Origin of the sequence: Gilliamella sp. B3892 (assembly GCF_026536305.1) — a bacterium.
Taxonomy (GTDB): Bacteria; Pseudomonadota; Gammaproteobacteria; order Enterobacterales; family Orbaceae; genus Gilliamella.
Genome location: NZ_JAFNOK010000003.1, coordinates 191,750 through 210,947, shown reverse-complemented (window position 1 = coordinate 210,947; position 19,198 = coordinate 191,750). Strand labels below are relative to the sequence as shown.

Genomic DNA, 19,198 nt, shown 5'->3' with positions numbered 1-19,198 from the left:
ACGATCATCCAAACGAGTGAAATTAAAATAAGAGCAATAATAGTAATGAAAAAATTAAATAGAAATGATTTTCCCGGCGCAAAATATACCACCCGAGTCGTTCAGTTTGGCGAGGGTAATTTTCTACGCGCCTTTTTAGATTGGCAATTAGATATACTGAACGAAAATACCGATCTTGACGCTGGCGTGGTTGTTGTGCGCCCATTAAATACCGACTTTCCACCTTCGTTAAATACGCAAGATGGTTTATATACCACGTTAATCCGTGGCTTAAATGAACAAAATCAGGCGGTAAAAGCGTTTAGAATGATTCGTTCAGTCAATAACGAAATCAATGTCTATACTCAATATGATGAGTATCTTCAATTAGCTAAAGATCCCAATATTAAGTTTGTCTTTTCAAATACTACCGAAGCCGGTATTAGTTATGTGGAAAGTGATCAATTGACCGACAGACCGGCTAGCAGTTTTCCGGCTAAATTAACCGCATTTTTATATGAAAGATTTGATCACTTTGCCGGCAGTAAAGACAGTGGCTTGATTATTATTCCTTGTGAGCTAATCGATTATAACGGTGAGGCGCTGAAAAAATTAGTCTTAAAATATGCTAAAAAGTGGAATTTGTCAGACAACTTTATTGCATGGCTGGAAAATGACAATCTATTTTGCTCAACATTAGTTGATCGCATTGTGCCCGGCTACCCAAAAGCTCAAATCAATGAACTTGAGCAAGAATTAGGTTATCAAGACGACTTTATCGATTCGGCAGAGTATTTTTATCTGTTTGTGATTCAAGGTCCGCAGTGGTTGGCTCAAGCGCTACGGTTAGATAAATGTAACATGAACATTAAAATCGTGGATGATATTAAGCCTTATAAAGAGCGAAAAGTGGCTATTTTAAATGGCGCACATACTGCTTTAGTGCCGGTCGCTTACTTAGCAGGTCTTGATACGGTGGGTGAATCAATGAATGATCCGCAAATCTTATCTTATATCAAAGCAACGATTTTTGATGAGATTATTCCGGTGTTAGATTTACCACATCAAGAGTTGGTCGATTTTGCTAATTCAGTGATTAGTCGATTTAAAAATCCTTTTATTGAGCATCAACTAATGTCAATTGCTTTAAACAGCATGACAAAATTTAAAACCCGTATCTTGCCGCAATTAATCGCCTATCAAAAACACAAAGGGCAATTGCCTGTGCATTTGGTGTTCTCGTTTGCCGCATTAATCGCCTTTTATCGAGGTGTGAGAGATAACCAGCACTATCCATTACAAGATGATGCGCTTTGGCTAACACGCTTTAGTACAGCTTGGCAAGATGTAGCAGAAGGTAAAGCAACATTAGCCCAGTTAGTTGAACAAGTCTTAAGTGATCGTGCACATTGGGAACAGGATTTATTGGCTATTGCTCAACTAGCATCAACCCTAACACAATATTTAACGGTAATAACCGAACAAGGTATGCGCAAGGCAATGGAAAAATGTGTGGCTGATAGCAAATAAAATGAGCAATATCATGATTAAATTTATAAAAATAAATAATATGGATAATGTCGCTGTGGCATTATCCGATTTGCAAGCGCATGAGCAAGATATTGTTATCGACGAGCATCATATCGATTTAAAACAGCCGATAAAGCAAGGGCATAAATTTGCACTTAACGATATTGGCTTAGGTGAAAACATTATTAAATATGGTTTACCAATCGGGCATGCAACCAGCCCGATTAAAGCGGGTGAGCATATTCATTCACACAATTTAAAAACCAACTTGAGTGATATTGATGATTACAAATATCAACCCAGTTTAGCAAAAAGCGATAACTTACATGCTATTGCCGATCGAGAAGTGCAAATTTATCGGCGCAAAAATGGTGAAGTGGGTATCCGCAATGAACTTTGGATCATCCCAACAGTTACTTGCATTAATGGTATTGCTCAGCAAATTGTCAGTCAGTTTTGTGAGCAGTTGAATCATCAGTTAGACATTGACGGCATTACTGTGCTTGAACACCCTTATGGCTGTTCTCAATTAGGGCAAGATCATCAAAATACCAAAATCATTTTACAAGATTTAGTCAAACACCCTAACGCTGGTGCGGTGCTGGTGATTGGGCTGGGATGCGAAAATAATCAGGTTGCCGAATTTAAGGCAGATTTAGGCGAGTATGACTCTTCACGTGTCCGATTTCTTATTGCGCAGCAAGAAAGCGATGAGATCGAAGCGGCGCTTGTCCATTTAACCGAACTTTACGCCATAATGAAGCAAGATAAGCGAGAAGCAGGGCGTTTAAGCGAGCTGAAATTCGGTTTAGAGTGTGGTGGTTCAGACGGTTTTTCCGGCATTACGGCCAATCCTATGCTTGGGCTGTTTTCTGATTATGTGATTGCGCATGGTGGGACAAGTGTGCTGACCGAAGTTCCGGAAATGTTTGGCGCTGAGAATATTTTGATGTCGCACTGTGTTGACGAATCGACTTTTGATAAAACCGTGCACATGATCAATGATTTTAAACAATATTTTATTACCAACAATCAACCTATCTATGAAAACCCTTCTCCGGGTAATAAAGCAGGTGGTATTACCACGCTTGAAGAAAAATCACTTGGCTGTACCCAAAAAGCGGGCGGAAGTGAAGTTATCGATGTGCTCAAATATGGGCAACGTTTAACCAAAACCGGTCTAAATTTACTTAGCGCACCGGGTAATGATGCGGTGGCGACCGGGGCTTTATCGGCGGCGGGTTGTCATATGGTACTGTTTACCACGGGGCGAGGCACACCTTATGGCGGCATTGTGCCGACTGTCAAAATTGCTACCAATACCCAATTAGCCGAAAAGAAAGCCAATTGGATCGATTTTAACGCCGGAAAACTGATTCAAGGCGTTTCAATGCAAAATTTATTAACAGAATTTATCGAGCATATTGTTCAAATTGCTAACGGAAATAAAACACGCAATGAAATAAATAACTTTAAAAATTTAGCCATTTTAAAAAGTGGCGTAACCCTCTAAACATAAATTAATTGTTTGTTAGTTAATAGTGACATTAAGTCCTTCGGGACTTGATGGGGGGCACTGTTTTTTTTAAATACTATAGGGATCATTTATGAATGACAAAAAAGAGAAAAAAATTACATGGTTAGTAAGATTCTCTTACGGCAGTGGTAATTTAATCGGTAGCGGCGCGCTGGCAATAAGTGGCGCATGGCTACTCTACTTTTACACCACTTTTTGTGGGTTAAGTGTTGTGCAAGCAGCCTTAATATTTTCAATTGCCACTTATTTAGATGTGATACTTAATCCATTAATGGGTTTTATCACAGACAATTTTTATCAAACTAAAATCGGGCAGCGCTTTGGGCGACGTCGTTTCTTTATTTTAATTGGTATACCGTTAATGACCATTTACCCCATGTTATGGATTGAGGGTATGGGTTTTTGGTACTACTTAGTCAGCTATATTTTATTTGAGATCATCTATACCAGCATCATGATTCCATTTAATACTTTGCCTGTAGAGATGACGTCAAACTTTTCACAACGGACTTACCTAACCGGTTCTAAAGCCATGTTTGGTAAAGTAGCTAACTTTTTAGGTGCTGCGATACCGGGCATCTATTTCTATTTTTACAGTAAAGAATCGGCAACCCCTTTTTTATTAACCGGTATCACTTATGCGCTTATCATGATGTCGGCGTTAATTTTGCTTTATTGTAATAGTTGGGAAAAGCCTAAAGATCAAGTCAAAGATGAATCGGTACATAGCTTTTTGCAAGCCATTAAAAAACTTTTCATCGACATTTTATCAACCTTTCGAATTAAGACCTTTAGAACGCATTTAGGTATGTATCTATTTGGTTTTGGGGCTGAGTGGTTATTTACTGCCGTCTTTACCTATTTTATTGTATTTAGTCTCGGTGAGCCACGCTCATTTGTGGCGGAGATGAATTCATTAAGTAGTATTTGTCAGTTAGTCTCAACAGCATTTTTTATGATGTATTGCGCTAAAAAAGGCTTTAAAAAACCATTTATCATTGCGCTGCTTATCGTTATTTCGTCGATGATTGGTTATGTGGGTATCTATTATCTCAACTTACCGCATATCACATGGATAGTAGTTGGTATTACTATCTGGTTTGGATTAGGAACAGGGGGCGTATATTATATTCCATGGAGCGTTTATGTCTTTTTGGCTGATGTTGATGAAGTGGTAACCGATCGCCGCCGTGAAGGCGTTTATGCCGGTGCCATGACCATGGCCGGTAAATTAGTTCGAGCGTCTATTGTATTTGTCCTCGGCGTTATTTTGAGTGCATATGGCTTTGAATCTAAATCACATGTTCAACCACAAAGCGCCATTGCGGCAATAAATGGCATTATTCTTTATGGTGTAATTGGTATGGCTTTAATTGGTGCGTGCTTCGCTTGGAAAATGAAACTCGATCATGCGACCCATTCGATTATTATTAACGAAGTTGCTCGAGTTCGTAATGGCGGCAAAATGGCAGATGTCACGCCAGAAACCAAAAAAGTGGTAGAAGATCTAACCGGGATTGCTTATGAAAAATGTTTTGGTCATAACAATATTGGTTATAAACAATCACATTAATAACGATTATAGCAGTTATCGGGATTGGTTAACGCCGATCCTGTTATGAATAAAATAAGTGCTAAGCGGCAATTAAGTTTTTAATTTGCCGTTTATAAACCGACAGTAGGAAGGACAGAATAATGACGAGAGTATCAGTGACAGATTTTGGCGCGATTGGCGACGGAAAATCATTAAATACCCACGCTTTTGAAAAAGCAATCGCACATATTGAAAAGCAGGGTGGGGGAACCATTGTTGTGCCAGTGGGCACCTATTACACTGGCGCAATTAAACTTTGTAGTCATCTCACCTTACATATTGAGCAAGGCGCAACATTACGCTTTTCTGATGATGTGAACGATTATCCAATTGTCAATTCACGTTGGGAAGGGGTGAAGCAAGATGTCTATATGCCTTGTATTTATGGACACAGTATTGAAAATGTCACCTTAACCGGTGGCGGTAAGATAGATGGTAACGGGCAAAAATGGTGGCAGGTTTTTCGTCAACAGCGGGAAAATCTTCGTTATCCAAGACCATATTTGATTGGGTTTGATTTTTGCCAGCGCATAACGATTGAAAAACTATTTTTAACGCAATCACCTAGCTGGACAGTGCATCCAATGGAATCAAATAATGTGGTGGTGGATAATATTTCGATTTTTAATCCGGCTGATTCACCTAATACCGACGGCATTAATCCCGAATCATGCCGTAATGTGAGAATTTCCAATTGTTATATCGATGTTGGTGATGATTGTATTGCCATTAAAGCCGGTACAGAGCAGACAGCGGATAAAAGCCCATGTGAAAACATTTTAATTACCAATTGTAATATGATTCATGGTCATGGTGCGGTGGTGTTAGGCAGTGAAATGAGTGGCTCTATTCGTCATATCACTATCAGTAACTGTGTCTTTCAAAAAACCGATCGTGGCGTTAGGTTTAAAACTCGCCGTGGTCGTGGTGGTACTATTTCCGATATCACATTTAGTAATATTGTAATGGACGAAGTGTTATCGCCGTTTGTGATGAACTACTACTATTATTGTGGTCCAAAAGGCAACGATCCGATTGTCTGGAATAAACAGCCACTACCGGTAAGTGAAGATACGCCAGCTTGTCATAACATCAGTTTTTCTAATATTATCGCTAAAAATGTTCGGGCGTATGCCGGCTTTTTATATGGGATTCCCGAATCGCCAATTGCCAATATTTCGTTTGATAATATCCGCATTTCAATGCAAATAGATGCACAAGCCGGCGAAGTTGATATGTTTAAAGATGTCAAACCGGAGGCAGGCAAGGGCTTTTTTATTGAAAATGCCAACTCTGTTTTATTGAATAATGTCATTATTGATAATGTGGTTTGCGATCCACTCTATGTAAAAAATTGTACCGATGTGCATGTTAATCAATCATTTGTCAAACAAAATGGGCAGTTATTTGGACTTAAAACTGAATAATGTGTTTGAAAATAACCGCTAAATAGCGGTTATTTTTTTATGGATTAATATTAATTCAATATAACCTTATTTTATTCATTACTTTGATAAGAAAAAATTATTTTTATCAAAATATTGTTATATTTTATTGGGTTGATTTTTTATTTTTTTCAGATTTGGACTTTAAAAAAATTATTCAGTTACTCCATTTTTAAAGATTGATAGGTCACGAAATTCATTTATTTCATTACAGGTTTGTTTTCCGTTTGCAAGCTGCACAATTAAATGAATAAATTGCTCTAGAAGTTTCTCCATCGGTGTTCCATTAACTAATTGCCCTGCATCAAAATCGATCCAGTGTTTCTTTTTTTGGGCAAGTGTTGAGTTAGTTGAAATTTTTACAGTTGGTACAACACCACCATATGGGGTGCCTCTTCCGGTTGAAAATAATACCATTTGACAACCAGCTGCAGCTAATGCACCCGTAGCAACAGCGTCATTTCCCGGAGCTGATAATAAATTTAAACCTGATTTTTTGAGTCTTTCACCATATTCTAATACATCAATAACATTACTATTACCTGCTTTTTGGGTGCAGCCCAATGATTTGTCTTCAAGTGTTGTAATTCCTCCTGCTTTATTACCTGGAGAAGGGTTTTCGTAAATAGGTTGATTATATGTCATAAAATATTTTTTAAAATTGTTTACCATATTTACTGTTTTTTCAAAAATTTGTGAATTAATACAATGAGACATTAGGATTGTTTCTGCTCCAAACATTTCGGGAACTTCGGTTAAAACGCTAGTTCCGCCATTGGCAATTACATAATCAGAAAACTTGCCTAATAATGGGTTTGCTGTGATGCCAGATAATCCATCGGATCCCCCACACTCAAGTCCAAATTTAAGTTCACTAAGCTTACCAGTTTGGCGACGATCTAATTTCATTACTTGATATATTTCGAGTAAATACTTCACACCTTGTTGAATTTCATCTTCCACTTCTTGTGAAATCATAAAACGGACTCGCTCATGATCATATTCACCAAGGCTTTCTTTAAATGCTGAGAGTTGATTATTTTCACATCCTAAACCAATGACTAATACTCCACCAGCATTAGGATGTTTGACCATATCTTGTAATATAGTTTTAGTTGTTTGATGATCTGCTCCTAATTGCGAACAACCATAGGGATGTGAAAGTAGATGGATACCATCAAAAAAAGCGTGATCTAGCTCAATATCTTTTGCTATTTCTGATAAAAATCGTTTACGAATTTGTTCCGCGATACCATTAACGCAACTAACGGTTGGGATAATCCAAAGTTCATTACGAATACCAACATCACCATTTTTTCGGCGATAAAGATTCACATCTCTATCCGGTAGTGATGATGAAATATGACTAGCAACAGGTTCATATTGATACTCATCAAGTTCACCAAGATTGGTTTTAACATTATGAGTATGAACGTGTTCACCAACTTGAATAGCTTGCGATGCATGACCAATGGGAAAACCATATTTTATGATGTTTTCACCTTGTAAAATCGGTTTAATCGCTATTTTATGACCTGAAGGAATTTCTTGTAAAACAGTAATTTGTTGATTATCTTTTAATAGCTCACTATTTATTTTATCGCCTGGGTATAATGTTTCTAATGCAATAATAACATTATCGTTACCATTGATTTTAATTATTTTTTTCATGAACTCTTTCCTAAAAATACACTTTCCGCTACTTGTTAGTAGCGGAATAATTGAGAGATAATTATTTAGTTAACCTATCTTTATTACTGATTTAAGTCGATTACTTGGATCATCTCGCATTTCTTTAAAAGCATTTTCGGCATTATTCAATTCGTATATGTCGGTAATGATTTTTTTAACATCACATTTTCCGGAACTAACTAAATTAATCAATTCGATAAAGTCTTTTTTCAGTGCATTACGTGAACCAAAAATATCTAACTCTTTAGTTTGAATTTGTGTAAAAGCAAAATCTAATTTTTGTTTACTTACTCCAACTAGACCTACACGACCACGGTAAGCTGCTGCATCAATACAATTTTGGAAAGTTTGTGGTAATCCAACGCATTCGATACAAACATCAAAACCATCACCTTGGGTAATCTCTTTTACTCTTTCTTCAAAATTCTCTTTATCTGTTCTGATAACACCTTTTGCACCTAATGATAATGCTTTATCTAATCTTGATTGCATGACGTCACTTACATATACGTCAGCCTCTTTTAAAACTGCAGCCATGACAGCAAATAAACCAATAGGTCCAGCACCAACAACTAATACTTTGTCGCCTTTTTTTACTGACGTTCGTTGAATTGAATGATAACTAATACAAAATGGTTCAATCATTGATAGGGTTAATGCATCTAATCCTTTACCATCATAAATACGTTCAATTGGCATACTATAATATTCTCTGAAAATACCATCACGTTGTGCGCCAAGAGTTTGATTGCCAGTACAGCAGTTAACAAAACCGCGTCGACAAGAATAACATTTACCACAGTTAAAATAAGGATTGGCGGTAACAATCATTCCTTTTTTGATACCGTAATCATTTTCATCTATTTCAACCACTTCGGCTGAAAATTCATGACCAGGGATTCGTGGATAGCTTGCATAAAGAAAAGTTCCTTTATACGTTCCCATGTCAGAACCGCAAATACCACCATATAATCCTTTTAGGATTGCTTCACCTTTTTGTAAGGTTGGTTTTTCCATTTCTTTGACTTCAACTTTTCCTGGTTCTGGAATAACAATATATTTCATTTTAGTCATATGTTTGACTCCTGCTGTTTAGTTGTTTGGAATATAATTTTTAATATCTTGAGCTAAAATGTTTTCCAGATTTTTAGTCACTAAATCAGTTAATCCGGTAACATTATTGAGATCTTGTCCCCAATGATCAGTCATTTTTAATACGTTAGAGACGAGTGTTTTTACGTCGTTTTGATAAAGTGGTTGCCACTCTTTAAACTTCTCTAGTAAATGAGCATCATCAGTTAATGAAATAGCTTGACCTTGGTATTGGCCACGATAAAAAGCAATAAGAGCAGCTAAGGAAAACGAAATATACTTTGGTGGTTTGTTAAATCGTTGACTATATGTTAGTAATTGTGGCAGTAGTCGAGTTTTAAATTTTGTTAATGAATTTAATGAAATTGACATTAACTCGTGTTTAATGAATGGATTTCTAAAGCGTTTTAAAACCTCATCGGCAAATTGTACTAATTGTTCTTTATCTAAAGATAAAATTGGAATCACCTCTTGATTAATTAAATTTTTAACGAATGTTTCAATCTGCGGATCATCCATGCTTTCGCCAACGGTTTTCAACCCAGCAAGGTAAGCAACAGGCACCATCGCAGTATGAGCACCATTTAAAATACCTACTTTTCTTTCTTTATAAGGTTTAATATCATCAACAACTAAAATATTTAGGTCGACTTGATCTAATTTTAATTTCTGTTTTAACCATTGTGGACCTTGAATAACAAACAGATAAAAATACTCAGCTGTATCTAAAAAACGATCTTGATAACCAAGTTGTTGTTCAAGTTGTATTGCTTCATCTTTTGGATAGCCTGTCACAATACGGTCAACTAAAGTTGAGCAAAAGGTATTACACTCATTGATCCATATTGTAAAATCATGATCTAATTGCCATAATTTAGCATATTTCAGAACCAATTCTTTCAGTTTTTCTCCATTATAATCAATAAGTTCACATGGAATGATAATCAAGCCTTTATCTTTTTGGCCTTTAAAAAATTTAAAACGATGGTGTAAAAAACAGGTTAATTTTGCAGGAAAAGTTGCTGGAGGTAGATCTGTAGCTTTATCTTTATCACTAAATGCAATACCTGCTTCAGTAGTATTTGAAAAAATAAATTCCAACTCAGGATTTTCAGCACAAGCTAAATAGGATTGATAGTCTTGATATATTAGTATTTCTCGATTAACCGAATAAATAATTCGCGGTGTAGCAATTGTGCAACCTTGTTCATTCAGTCCCCGAATAATAGTCGTGTAAAGTCCATCTTGTTCATTGATAGATGGTTGATGTGTATCAATAGGTCTAACAATAGTAACACCACTATTGAAATTTGTTTTTTCATTTAGATTATCAATAATCCAATCTATAAATGCTCTTAAAAAATTTCCTTCACCAAATTGAAGTATTTTTTCAGGGTAAATTGGACCGGGGAAGTTGGATCTATTTAATTGTTTTGACATATGATGGTTCTCTTTAATTATTGTTAGTAAGTAAAGAGAACTATAGAAGAAGATAAAATGTAGTATGTATTTTTTTAGTTATTTCGTGTTGAATATATAAGTTTTTTGTTTTTTATCTGTTTTTTATAGCTAATGCGCGTCCAATTGACTCTTGCATTGATCTTTTAGCTGTATTTAAATGACGACACAACGCTGCAATGGCGAGTGGTTCGTTTTTTTGTAGAATTGCAGTTAAAATTGCAATATGTTCTGATACAGCAATACTATTTCTTTCTTTAAGATCACTACTGTCCCACTGGTAATGAAAATGAAATATAACGGAAATTAAATCAAATGATTGCAAAAAGAAACGATTTTCTTTACACGATAAAATGAGTTCATGGAAATCACGGTCTAGTGTTGAAAAAAGTTTATATTCATCTTGTATATTTTGTTGAAGATTTTTGTGCCGTTGTAGTAACTCTCGTGCTTTTATCCAATTAATATGATTGTCAGATTGGGCCAAAAATGCTTTTAGTGCAAAAATTTCTAAAACACTTCTAAATTCATATAGTTTTTCGGCATAGTTTTTATCGAATGTGGCTAACTCCCATTCCCCTTTTTTAACATTATCAATAAGTCCATAATGTAAAAAACGTAGCAGAAACTCACGAACCACAATGGGACTAACGTTAATTTCTTTTGCGAGTTGAATTTCATTAAAATGATCACCCGGTAATAATTTTTTACTATTAATTAAATGGTAAAAATAAGTTTCAACTTTTTTATCTTGTATAGATCTTTTTTCGAAAATACAGGAAATTTTATCCTTTTGTGTTGGTTCACGAGCTAAATGGTATTGGTTATTATCAAACAGTAAAATGCCTATTTGACATAAATAGTTTAATACTGCGCGAATGGTTGTTCGACTAACATTGAAAGCTTCAGCTAGAATTGAAATAGAAGGTAAAGGAAAAGATAATATATTATTGTTGATGCAATCAATAAATTGATTAATAGTATTTTGTCTTAATGTTTGACTTCTACTCATATTACATTTCTCAGTAATTTAATTATAACAAACTAACTTGTTGAAAATTCTATCAAAGTTTTTGATAGAATTTTCTAACGAAATTTATAGTTATTAAATAGATGGATTGGCTGTAATAGGTTTGATATCTTTTAATACAAGTAAATATACAAGTGCACCAATAGCACAAGCACAACCAGAAACGACTAGGGCATACATAAATGAACCTGTTGCTCCAATAATATATCCCGTTACGATTGGACCTAAAATACCACCACAATTTGAGACAGTATTTTGGATACCACCTAAGACAGATGTCATATTTCGCGGAGCAATATCGCCAGGAAGACACCAAATGGCTGAACCAGAAAAGGCAAGCCCAATATATGAAATACAAAGTAGCATCATCATTACAGTAATTGAATCAACTAACCCGGCAAGCGAAATGGAAGTCGCAATTAACATTCCTCCAACTAAATTTATTTTTCTAGCTAGATTAATATTATTGGTTTTAATGTAGATAAAATCAGTTAACCATCCACCAATCCATTGACCAACTATGCCGCATAAAGGTGGTAGCATAGCTAAAAATCCCATTTCGGTTAAACTTAAACCGCGTTCTTTCATTAAATAAGTTGGAAACCAAGTAATGAAAAAATAAACAGCATAGTTAAGCATGAAAAAGCCTATACACATCGCTATCACATTACGGTATTTTAGTAATTGATACCATTTCATTGGTTGTACTTTATCGATTCCTTCTTTTTTTATTTGGCCGTCACGAATATATTTCAATTCTGTAGGACTAATACTAGGATGTTGTTCAGGATCTTGATAAACACATAACCACCAAATAACCCAAACAAGACCTAATGCGCCACAAATAAAAAATGCTGCATGCCATCCTAATGAAGCTATAATCCAAACAACCAGTGGCATGGCAAATGCTGTGCCAAATCGAGAGCCACTATCAAATAAAGCTGTTACACGACCTCGTTCTCTATCGGGAAACCATTTCGCGGTAATGCCTCCGTTACAAGGATATGCAGCAGCTTCACCAATTCCCATAAATACACGAGCAAAGATGAAACCGATAGGGGAGGTTGCTAGTGCTGTTGCACCCGTTGCTAACGACCACCAAGTCACTGAACCTGCGAGTGTTTTCCTTTGACCAAAACGATCAGCAATAAAGCCAGCAGGAATTTGACAAAGAGCATAACTTAAGAAAAACGCTGACATTATCCAGCCCATTGCTTCAGGAGAAATATTTAAATCAGTAGCAATAATTGGAGCAGCAGCGGACATTACTGTTCTATCCAAATAATTAATTACAATAGCAAATAACATCAGTATGGCTATATGGAATCGAATACGACTATTTTTTTTAGGCATAAAAAAACCTCTTTTTATAAATTATTTAATAATATATTCATTTAGTTATCTTAATTTAATATTGAAAATGTTAATTAAGGTACCAAGTGAATTAGTAACTTCTATTTCATTCAAATGGCATATTGATAGTAGTAAAAAAATTCACTCAGATAAGGAATTGTTTGTTTGATTGTGGTAGGGATAATATTTTTCTGTTTTTTATTTGTTTTTAATCTTTGATGTCATTTCTTATTGCACATCATCATTACCTTTCAAAATAACTTTGATGTTGATCACATTTATCCAATAAATCTTTTAAAGCTAAATTTTTAGCTCTTCATACTCGTTTGTAATGGTTCACTCTTTTAAGGATAAATTATGACAAGTGCATTTTATAAAAAACCGACTTATTGGTTTGCTTCGTTTTATAGCATTATGTATTACGCAGCAGGTAGTTTTGTTTTTTCCTTTTATGCAATATGGCTTAGTAAAGAGATTGGTTTAACGGCAAAACAGACGGGTATTATCTATTCTTTTAACTATTTTATCTCGTTGATTATCATGATTATTTATGGTGTCTATCAAGATAAATTAGTCTTGAAAAAACACCTAATTTGGTTTCAAAGTATCATCATAACTTGTGCCGCACCTGCATTGATCTATGTTTATGAACCGCTATTAAGACACAATTTTTATGTTGGTGTAATCTTTGGTAGTTTCTTCTTAGGTTTTGGTTGGGTTGCCGGTATGGGCTTAATCGATTCTTACTGTGAAAAAATCAGCCGTGCTTTTAATTTTGAATTTGGACAATGCCGCACTTGGGGGTGTATTGCCTATGCGGTGGGTACCTTTATCGCCGGTATATTAATTAGTATTAATCCTCATCTTAACTTTTGGGCAGCTTCAGCAGTGGGTATCTGTTTTATGATACTTAATCTGAATTTCAAACCAGATTTAAGCAAATCATCGGCAGCCGTATTCCAGAAGAAAGATAAATTAAGTTTTAATGAAATTATTTCAGTATTTGGACTCAAAAAGTTTTGGATATTTGTTATTTATGTACTGGGCACCTACAGCTTGTACAACATTTATGACCAACAATTATTCCCAGTCTTTTTTACTCAGCAATTTACCGATGTCAATGACGGTTATCGTTTATACGGTATGTTGAATTCATTTCAAGTCTTTTTAGAAGCAGCGGTAATGTTTTGTGTGCCATTTGTTGTGAACAAAGTGGGAGCTAAAAATGCCTTAATCTTTGCGGCATTTATTTCGGCAACGCGAATATTTTTAACGGGTCATGTGGAAAGTATTGCCATTATTTCAATCATAAAACTTATGCACTGTTTAGAGATCTCAACCATTTTAGTCTCAGTGTTTAAATATATTGATAATAATTTTAATGCTCGCTTGTCAGCTACCGTGTTCTTAATTGGTTATCAAGTAGCCGGATCAGTAGGCGTAATACTATTTTCTACCTTTGTGGGTAATTTTTATGACACAGAGGGCGCAGCGACAACATTTAACTATTTAGGTTTAGTAGTTTTAGGCTTCATGCTGTTTGCTGTGGCATTTTTAAGTCGTGATAGAAAATCAGACAAAATTGAAAACGAAAGTAATTAAGCAAAAAATTTGTAATTTAATCAATAGTATTTGATAAAACATATTAAGGACGCAAAATGAACATATTTAATTCAGTAACCCAATTTAATTTTGAACAAACCCGAACAATTTCACCGGAAAACATGACAGGTGAAAAAGGTAAATCCTGCATGAAAGCCAGTGCTTTAGGTCCTAGCCGTAAAGGACAAGGGTTCATTTCAATTCCGGCCGGTCAAACCGTGACAATTGCCGAGATTAACGGCCCCGGTGAAATCCGCCACATGTGGTTTACCCTAACGGATAGAACACATCGGGGTAGTTTTGTGTTACGTGATGTGGTGATTCGAATTTATTGGGATGATGAAAAAGTGCCGTCGGTTGAAAGCCCGATAGGCGATTTTTTCTGTAATGGTTTTGGCGCTAGATGTGATATTAACTCCTTGCCAATCGTGGTAAATCCAACCGGTGGATTTAACAGCTACTTTAGAATGCCATTTAATAAGAAAGCCAGAATTGAAATTCAAAATGAGCATGAAGCTGATCTGCAACATTTCTTTTTTACTGTTAATTACGCTTTAATGCCTAAACCGTTTGAACAACCGTTGTATTTTCATGCCCAGTGGCGCCGTCAACGCATCACCAATTATGCGCAAGATTACGTAATACTTGATAACGTTCAAGGACATGGTTATTATGTCGGCACTTACCTTGCTTTAACTGCACTTGAGCGTTATTGGTGGGGGGAAGGTGAGTTTAAATTCTATCTGGATGATGATAGCGATTATCCAACTCAACACTCTACTGGCTCAGAGGACTATTTTGGTGGTGCTTGGGCTTTTCATAATCGTGATAGTCAAGGTAGACCTAAAGCGAAGTGTTTCCAAACACTGTTTATGGGCTATCCATATCAAACTAATCGGGATGCAACTCGTGACTTTTTCCAAACCGGTGATTCAAATCCGGTGCATGGTTTTGGTGATGATGGCTTACCTTCACATGGTTTATATCGCTGGCATCTGCCCGATCCGATTGCATTTCATAAAAACATTAAGTTAGCTTTTCAACAAATAGGTAATGATGATATAAGATTGTATGAACGATGTGATGATATTGCTAGTGTTGCTTATTGGTATCAAAATCCGTCAGAAAATCACAATCCCCCATTTTTGAATAAGCAACAACGTACTCCACGCTAATTTGAAGGTGATGTATGGCGAGTAATAAATTAAAGATCAATGATATTGCTCGTTTGGCTGGCGTGTCGGCAACGACCGTCAGTCATATTTTTAATAAACGGGATAAAAAATATCGAATCTCTCCGCAAACCCGGCAACGGGTGTTATCGATTGCTGAGCAGTACAGTAATCAATCTCATATCCGTCAATATTTAATTAAAGCTAATAGTACCAATACCGTTGGGGTAATTGTGCCGGATATGTCCAATTCCTTCTTCTCCATGTTTTTGCATCATCTGGAAGCGGCATTTCGGCAAAAAAATATCCAGTTACTTATTACCTGTAGTCACTATAATAAAGAAGTTGAAATCAAAGTAGCTCAAAATTTAGTTGAGCGCAGAGTTGATGCAATGATTGTGGTGACCTCTTTAGATAGTGATGAGTTTTATGTTGATATCAACCAAAATACGCCCGTTCTGTTTTTTGACAGATATCTTTATAACACTAAAATACCGTTTATCACCAGTGAAGCTTTACAGTCAGTTGCACATTTGATTGAGCCTTATGCCAAACGGTTAGATGAATTTTATTTTATCGGTTGTGACATTCAACTTACCTCAATTCAAGCTAGGCTTGCCGGGTTTAAGCTAGGGCTTGAACGTGCCGGATTATCGGTTAAGCCTGATTGGATTGTAAGTGATGATTATTGCCCTAATAAAGGTTATGAACTGCTCAAATGTGTTCATCAAAAATTAGGGCGTTTGCCTAAAGCGATATTTACGCCGTCGGGTAATTTACTGCAAGAGGTGCTCAATTATTTGGTTGCGGTAAAAGCTGATCCTAAGCAGATCTGTTTATGTTCTTACGACTATAATCTTTATCTTGATTATTCGTATTATCCGATTGATGCGATTGCGCAAGATTTTGAATCGATGGTTAACACTTGTGTTAATGTCGTTAATCGGTTATTAAATTTTAACGAGTTAAAAGATAACGCTATGTTTATTAAACCGAAAATAATACGTTATCGTAAGAATTAAACAATAACCAATACGGCAATCATGCGATTAGCGATTGGCATTTTTCATAATACGTGCTTTATCAACTTGCCATTGACGCTCTTTGATATCGGTGCGTTTGTCGTACTCTTTCTTACCTTTAGCCACGCCAATTTTTACTTTAGCCCAAGCATTTTTCCAATATAAAGACAGGGCGACAACAGTGTAGCCTTGACGATTGATTTTCCCAAATAAAGCGTTTAACTCCCGTTGATTTAACAGCAGTTTTCGAGTGCGCATTGGCTCACAAACTACATGGGTAGATGCCACATTAAGAGGTGTAATGGTTGCACCAAATAACCACGCTTCGCCGTCTTTAAGTAGGACGTAACTGTCACTAATGTTAGCTTTGCCAGCACGTAGTGATTTCACTTCCCAGCCTTGCAGGGATAGCCCCGCCTCAATTTCCTCTTCAATAAAGTACTCATGGCGTGCGCGTTTGTTTAATGCAATTGTTGCCGAACCCGGCTTATGTGATTTTTTCTTTGTCATAGTGTGCGTTATTATAAAGTTACGTGATACTATATGTCACTAATTTTAATTTTAAATTTGAATTTTATTATTATGGCGCAAGTTTTTTACGAGGTGGTCGAGCCTTACTCTGTCGAGCAGATGTTCGCTTTGGTTAATGATATTGCTAAATACCCCGAATTTGTTCCTGATTGTATCGCATCGGGTATTATTAAAAAACAAGATAATATTATTGCTGCATTTATTGAAGTTGAAAAGTTTGGTTTTAAAAAATCGTTTACTACTTTAAATCAGCTCAATGAACCTAATTCGATAGATCTTACACTGTTAGAAGGGCCATTTAAGCACTTGACCGGACAATGGCTATTTACCCCTATTGAGCAAAACAGGAGTAAAATCAGTTTTCGCTTGGATTTTGAATTTAAAAATAAGTTGTTAGATTTGACCTTTACCCCGGTTTTTAAAGAGGTGATGACCAATATGGTCAATGCGTTTTCACAAAGAGCAAGGCAGATATATTAAAATGATAACGATTGAAGTTGTTTATGCTTTACCAAATAATCCGACAATCATTAAATGTACGGTTGATAAACAAACTAATGTCTTGCAAGCGATAACAAAATCCAATATCTTATCTATCTGTGGGATAAAATTGGATGAGAATTTAGTCGGTATTTATGGAAAACGTTGTCAGCTGACTGATCAGCTTAACGACGGTGACCGTATTGAAATCTATCGCACACTCATTAATGATCCTAAAGAGATAAGACGAGCAAGAGCAGCACTAAAAAAATAATGATTTGAAGTGAAGGGAACCCAATGCATAATCTGCTAATTGAAAAGATTGAAACTTTGTGCAAAAAACGTGGTATTAAGCTGACAACGCAACGTCGAACAGTTTTAGATATCATGTTAAGCGCAAATAAAGCAATGAGTGCATATGATTTATTGGATCTTTTAAAAGTCAGTGAACCGCAAGCAAAACCCCCCACTATCTATCGTGCGCTTGAGTTTTTATTAGAACACGGATTTATTCATAAAGTTGAATCATCAAATAGCTATATTATTTGCCCCCATTTTCATGATCCTGAGCATATTTCAATTTTATTTATTTGTGATAAATGCCAACAAATTATTGAAAAACACTCCGAGGATATCGAGAAGCAACTTAAACAATTAGCCCAACAAAGCCACTTTTTAATTAAACACAGTGTGCTTGAAATTCATGGAATCTGTCAATCGTGTCAACATTAATTATTGCCCTTTGGTTGATTAATCTCGCCTGTGATACTGTAGGTCAAATTGCTTTTAAATATGCAGCAATGACCTCTAAACATAAGCAAGGGATTGGTTATTGGCATCGACTGTTTTGTAACTATTGGCTATGGCTTGGCTTTGGTTGCTATTTTATCGGTTTTATTTTTTGGCTGGCTTTCTTGAGTGAAGTTCCTTTATCTCAAGGTATATTATTAGGTTCCTTTAATATGATTACGGTAATGCTGGCCGGGCGTATACTATTCAAAGAGCACTTAACCGCCTTTCGACTTATTGGTATATTTTTTATCACAACCGGAGTGGTATTAGTTGGACTTAATTAATGAAGAAATTTTATATCATCGGTTTTATTTTATTGCTTTTCTTTGATACTTTTGGTCAAACCAGTTTTAAATTAACGGCAATTGCTGCACTGCCATTTGAAATAAGTTTTGATTGGTTAGTGCGAATATTTACCAACGGCTGGGCATATGTGGTAATGCTTGGTTACACAGGCGCATTTATGACGTGGATGGTGTTGTTAAAAAAAGCCCCGGTTGGTCCTGCTTTTGCCGCTTCGCATCTGCAAGTGGTGACCGTGATGCTGGTATCAGTTGTGGTATTTGATGAACAAATCACCTGTATACGCTTAGTCGGTGCATTATTTATTATTATCGGTATTGTTTTTCTGGCGTTAGCGGAACAAAGATTACAGCGATCATCTTAATTATTTACGTTAGATGAAAATAAGATTATCTTAAATAATAAAACAGCTCACCTCTAGCTTGAAAAGCAAGCTATAAAAGCCAATTGCCGTGAAAAAGGTTAAAAATAATAGCATTCAGAGTTTAGAATGAATTATATTGTAGATGAAAATAAGATTGTCTTAAAAAATAAAAAAGCTCACCTCTAGCTTGAAAAGCAAGCTATAAAAGCCAATTGCCGTGAA

18 protein-coding genes are annotated in these 19,198 nt (G+C 35.8%); 12 read left to right on the top strand and 6 right to left on the bottom strand.

From position 1 onward, the window contains the following. Positions 1 to 45: 45 nt before the first annotated feature. From J3U74_RS05225 to J3U74_RS05210, 4 genes are all read left to right on the top strand, one after another. Positions 46 to 1,509 (top strand): tagaturonate reductase, encoded by a 1,464-nt coding sequence (locus J3U74_RS05225; RefSeq protein WP_267328669.1) that lies wholly within the window; start codon positions 46 to 48, stop codon positions 1,507 to 1,509. Between the two features lie 13 nt (positions 1,510 to 1,522). Then, the gene (locus tag J3U74_RS05220) at positions 1,523 to 3,022 is read left to right on the top strand and encodes an altronate dehydratase family protein (protein WP_324099745.1); all 1,500 of its coding nucleotides are present in this window, start codon (positions 1,523 to 1,525) and stop codon (positions 3,020 to 3,022) included. Positions 3,023 to 3,116: 94 nt separating this feature from the next. Continuing rightward, the gene (locus J3U74_RS05215; protein ID WP_267328668.1) at positions 3,117 to 4,619 is read left to right on the top strand and encodes an MFS transporter; all 1,503 of its coding nucleotides are present in this window, start codon (positions 3,117 to 3,119) and stop codon (positions 4,617 to 4,619) included. 122 nt (positions 4,620 to 4,741) lie between these two features. Then, a complete protein-coding gene (locus J3U74_RS05210; protein ID WP_267328667.1) occupies positions 4,742 to 6,067 on the top strand; it encodes a glycoside hydrolase family 28 protein in 1,326 nt (441 codons plus the stop codon). Positions 6,068 to 6,238: 171 nt separating this feature from the next. Here the strand turns inward: J3U74_RS05210 and J3U74_RS05205 are convergent, their stop codons facing one another. The 5 genes from J3U74_RS05205 to J3U74_RS05185 all read right to left on the bottom strand — a co-directional run bounded on the left by J3U74_RS05205 (position 6,239) and on the right by J3U74_RS05185 (position 12,710). Further along, positions 6,239 to 7,756, bottom strand: a complete 1,518-nt coding sequence (locus tag J3U74_RS05205) for a UxaA family hydrolase (protein ID WP_267328666.1) — start codon at positions 7,754 to 7,756, stop codon at positions 6,239 to 6,241. A gap of 69 nt (positions 7,757 to 7,825) precedes the next feature. Continuing rightward, positions 7,826 to 8,842: a zinc-binding alcohol dehydrogenase family protein gene (locus J3U74_RS05200; protein WP_416379754.1), complete on the bottom strand. Its 1,017-nt coding sequence runs from the start codon at positions 8,840 to 8,842 to the stop codon at positions 7,826 to 7,828. Between the two features lie 27 nt (positions 8,843 to 8,869). Beyond that, a complete protein-coding gene (locus J3U74_RS05195; protein ID WP_267328664.1) occupies positions 8,870 to 10,309 on the bottom strand; it encodes a tagaturonate reductase in 1,440 nt (479 codons plus the stop codon). 112 nt (positions 10,310 to 10,421) lie between these two features. Beyond that, positions 10,422 to 11,339, bottom strand: coding sequence for a GntR family transcriptional regulator (locus tag J3U74_RS05190; RefSeq protein WP_220218929.1), 918 nt, complete (start codon positions 11,337 to 11,339; stop codon positions 10,422 to 10,424). A gap of 93 nt (positions 11,340 to 11,432) precedes the next feature. Continuing rightward, positions 11,433 to 12,710: an MFS transporter gene (locus J3U74_RS05185; protein ID WP_267328663.1), complete on the bottom strand. Its 1,278-nt coding sequence runs from the start codon at positions 12,708 to 12,710 to the stop codon at positions 11,433 to 11,435. 357 nt (positions 12,711 to 13,067) lie between these two features. Between J3U74_RS05185 and J3U74_RS05180 the strand changes: the two genes are divergently transcribed. The 3 genes from J3U74_RS05180 to J3U74_RS05170 are packed head-to-tail and all read left to right on the top strand — an operon-like array spanning position 13,068 to position 16,506. Then, positions 13,068 to 14,312, top strand: coding sequence for an oligosaccharide MFS transporter (locus J3U74_RS05180; protein WP_267328662.1), 1,245 nt, complete (start codon positions 13,068 to 13,070; stop codon positions 14,310 to 14,312). 56 nt (positions 14,313 to 14,368) lie between these two features. Then, the gene (locus tag J3U74_RS05175) at positions 14,369 to 15,487 is read left to right on the top strand and encodes a glycoside hydrolase family 172 protein (protein WP_220218932.1); all 1,119 of its coding nucleotides are present in this window, start codon (positions 14,369 to 14,371) and stop codon (positions 15,485 to 15,487) included. Between the two features lie 14 nt (positions 15,488 to 15,501). Then, positions 15,502 to 16,506: a LacI family DNA-binding transcriptional regulator gene (locus J3U74_RS05170; RefSeq protein WP_267328661.1), complete on the top strand. Its 1,005-nt coding sequence runs from the start codon at positions 15,502 to 15,504 to the stop codon at positions 16,504 to 16,506. Between the two features lie 27 nt (positions 16,507 to 16,533). Here the strand turns inward: J3U74_RS05170 and smpB are convergent, their stop codons facing one another. Continuing rightward, positions 16,534 to 17,016, bottom strand: coding sequence for an SsrA-binding protein SmpB (smpB, locus tag J3U74_RS05165; protein WP_220218934.1), 483 nt, complete (start codon positions 17,014 to 17,016; stop codon positions 16,534 to 16,536). A gap of 33 nt (positions 17,017 to 17,049) precedes the next feature. On the opposite strand from smpB, the gene J3U74_RS05160 reads away from it, so the two are divergent. From J3U74_RS05160 to J3U74_RS05140, 5 genes are read left to right on the top strand one after another with little or no spacing between them, the layout of a single operon-like run. After that, a complete protein-coding gene (locus J3U74_RS05160) occupies positions 17,050 to 17,517 on the top strand; it encodes a type II toxin-antitoxin system RatA family toxin (RefSeq protein ID WP_267328660.1) in 468 nt (155 codons plus the stop codon). Continuing rightward, on the top strand, positions 17,513 to 17,791 hold the full coding sequence (locus J3U74_RS05155; protein ID WP_366518654.1) for an RnfH family protein: 279 nt from the start codon (positions 17,513 to 17,515) through the stop codon (positions 17,789 to 17,791). The genes J3U74_RS05160 and J3U74_RS05155 overlap by 5 nt, the downstream gene beginning before the upstream one ends. A 23-nt stretch (positions 17,792 to 17,814) precedes the next feature. After that, positions 17,815 to 18,249: a zinc uptake transcriptional repressor Zur gene (gene zur, locus J3U74_RS05150; RefSeq protein ID WP_220218937.1), complete on the top strand. Its 435-nt coding sequence runs from the start codon at positions 17,815 to 17,817 to the stop codon at positions 18,247 to 18,249. Further along, a complete protein-coding gene (locus tag J3U74_RS05145) occupies positions 18,237 to 18,593 on the top strand; it encodes an EamA family transporter (protein WP_267328659.1) in 357 nt (118 codons plus the stop codon). Before zur ends, J3U74_RS05145 begins: the two co-directional genes overlap by 13 nt. Next, positions 18,593 to 18,976, top strand: coding sequence for an EamA family transporter (locus J3U74_RS05140; protein WP_267328658.1), 384 nt, complete (start codon positions 18,593 to 18,595; stop codon positions 18,974 to 18,976). The genes J3U74_RS05145 and J3U74_RS05140 overlap by 1 nt, the downstream gene beginning before the upstream one ends. Positions 18,977 to 19,198: the final 222 nt, after the last annotated feature.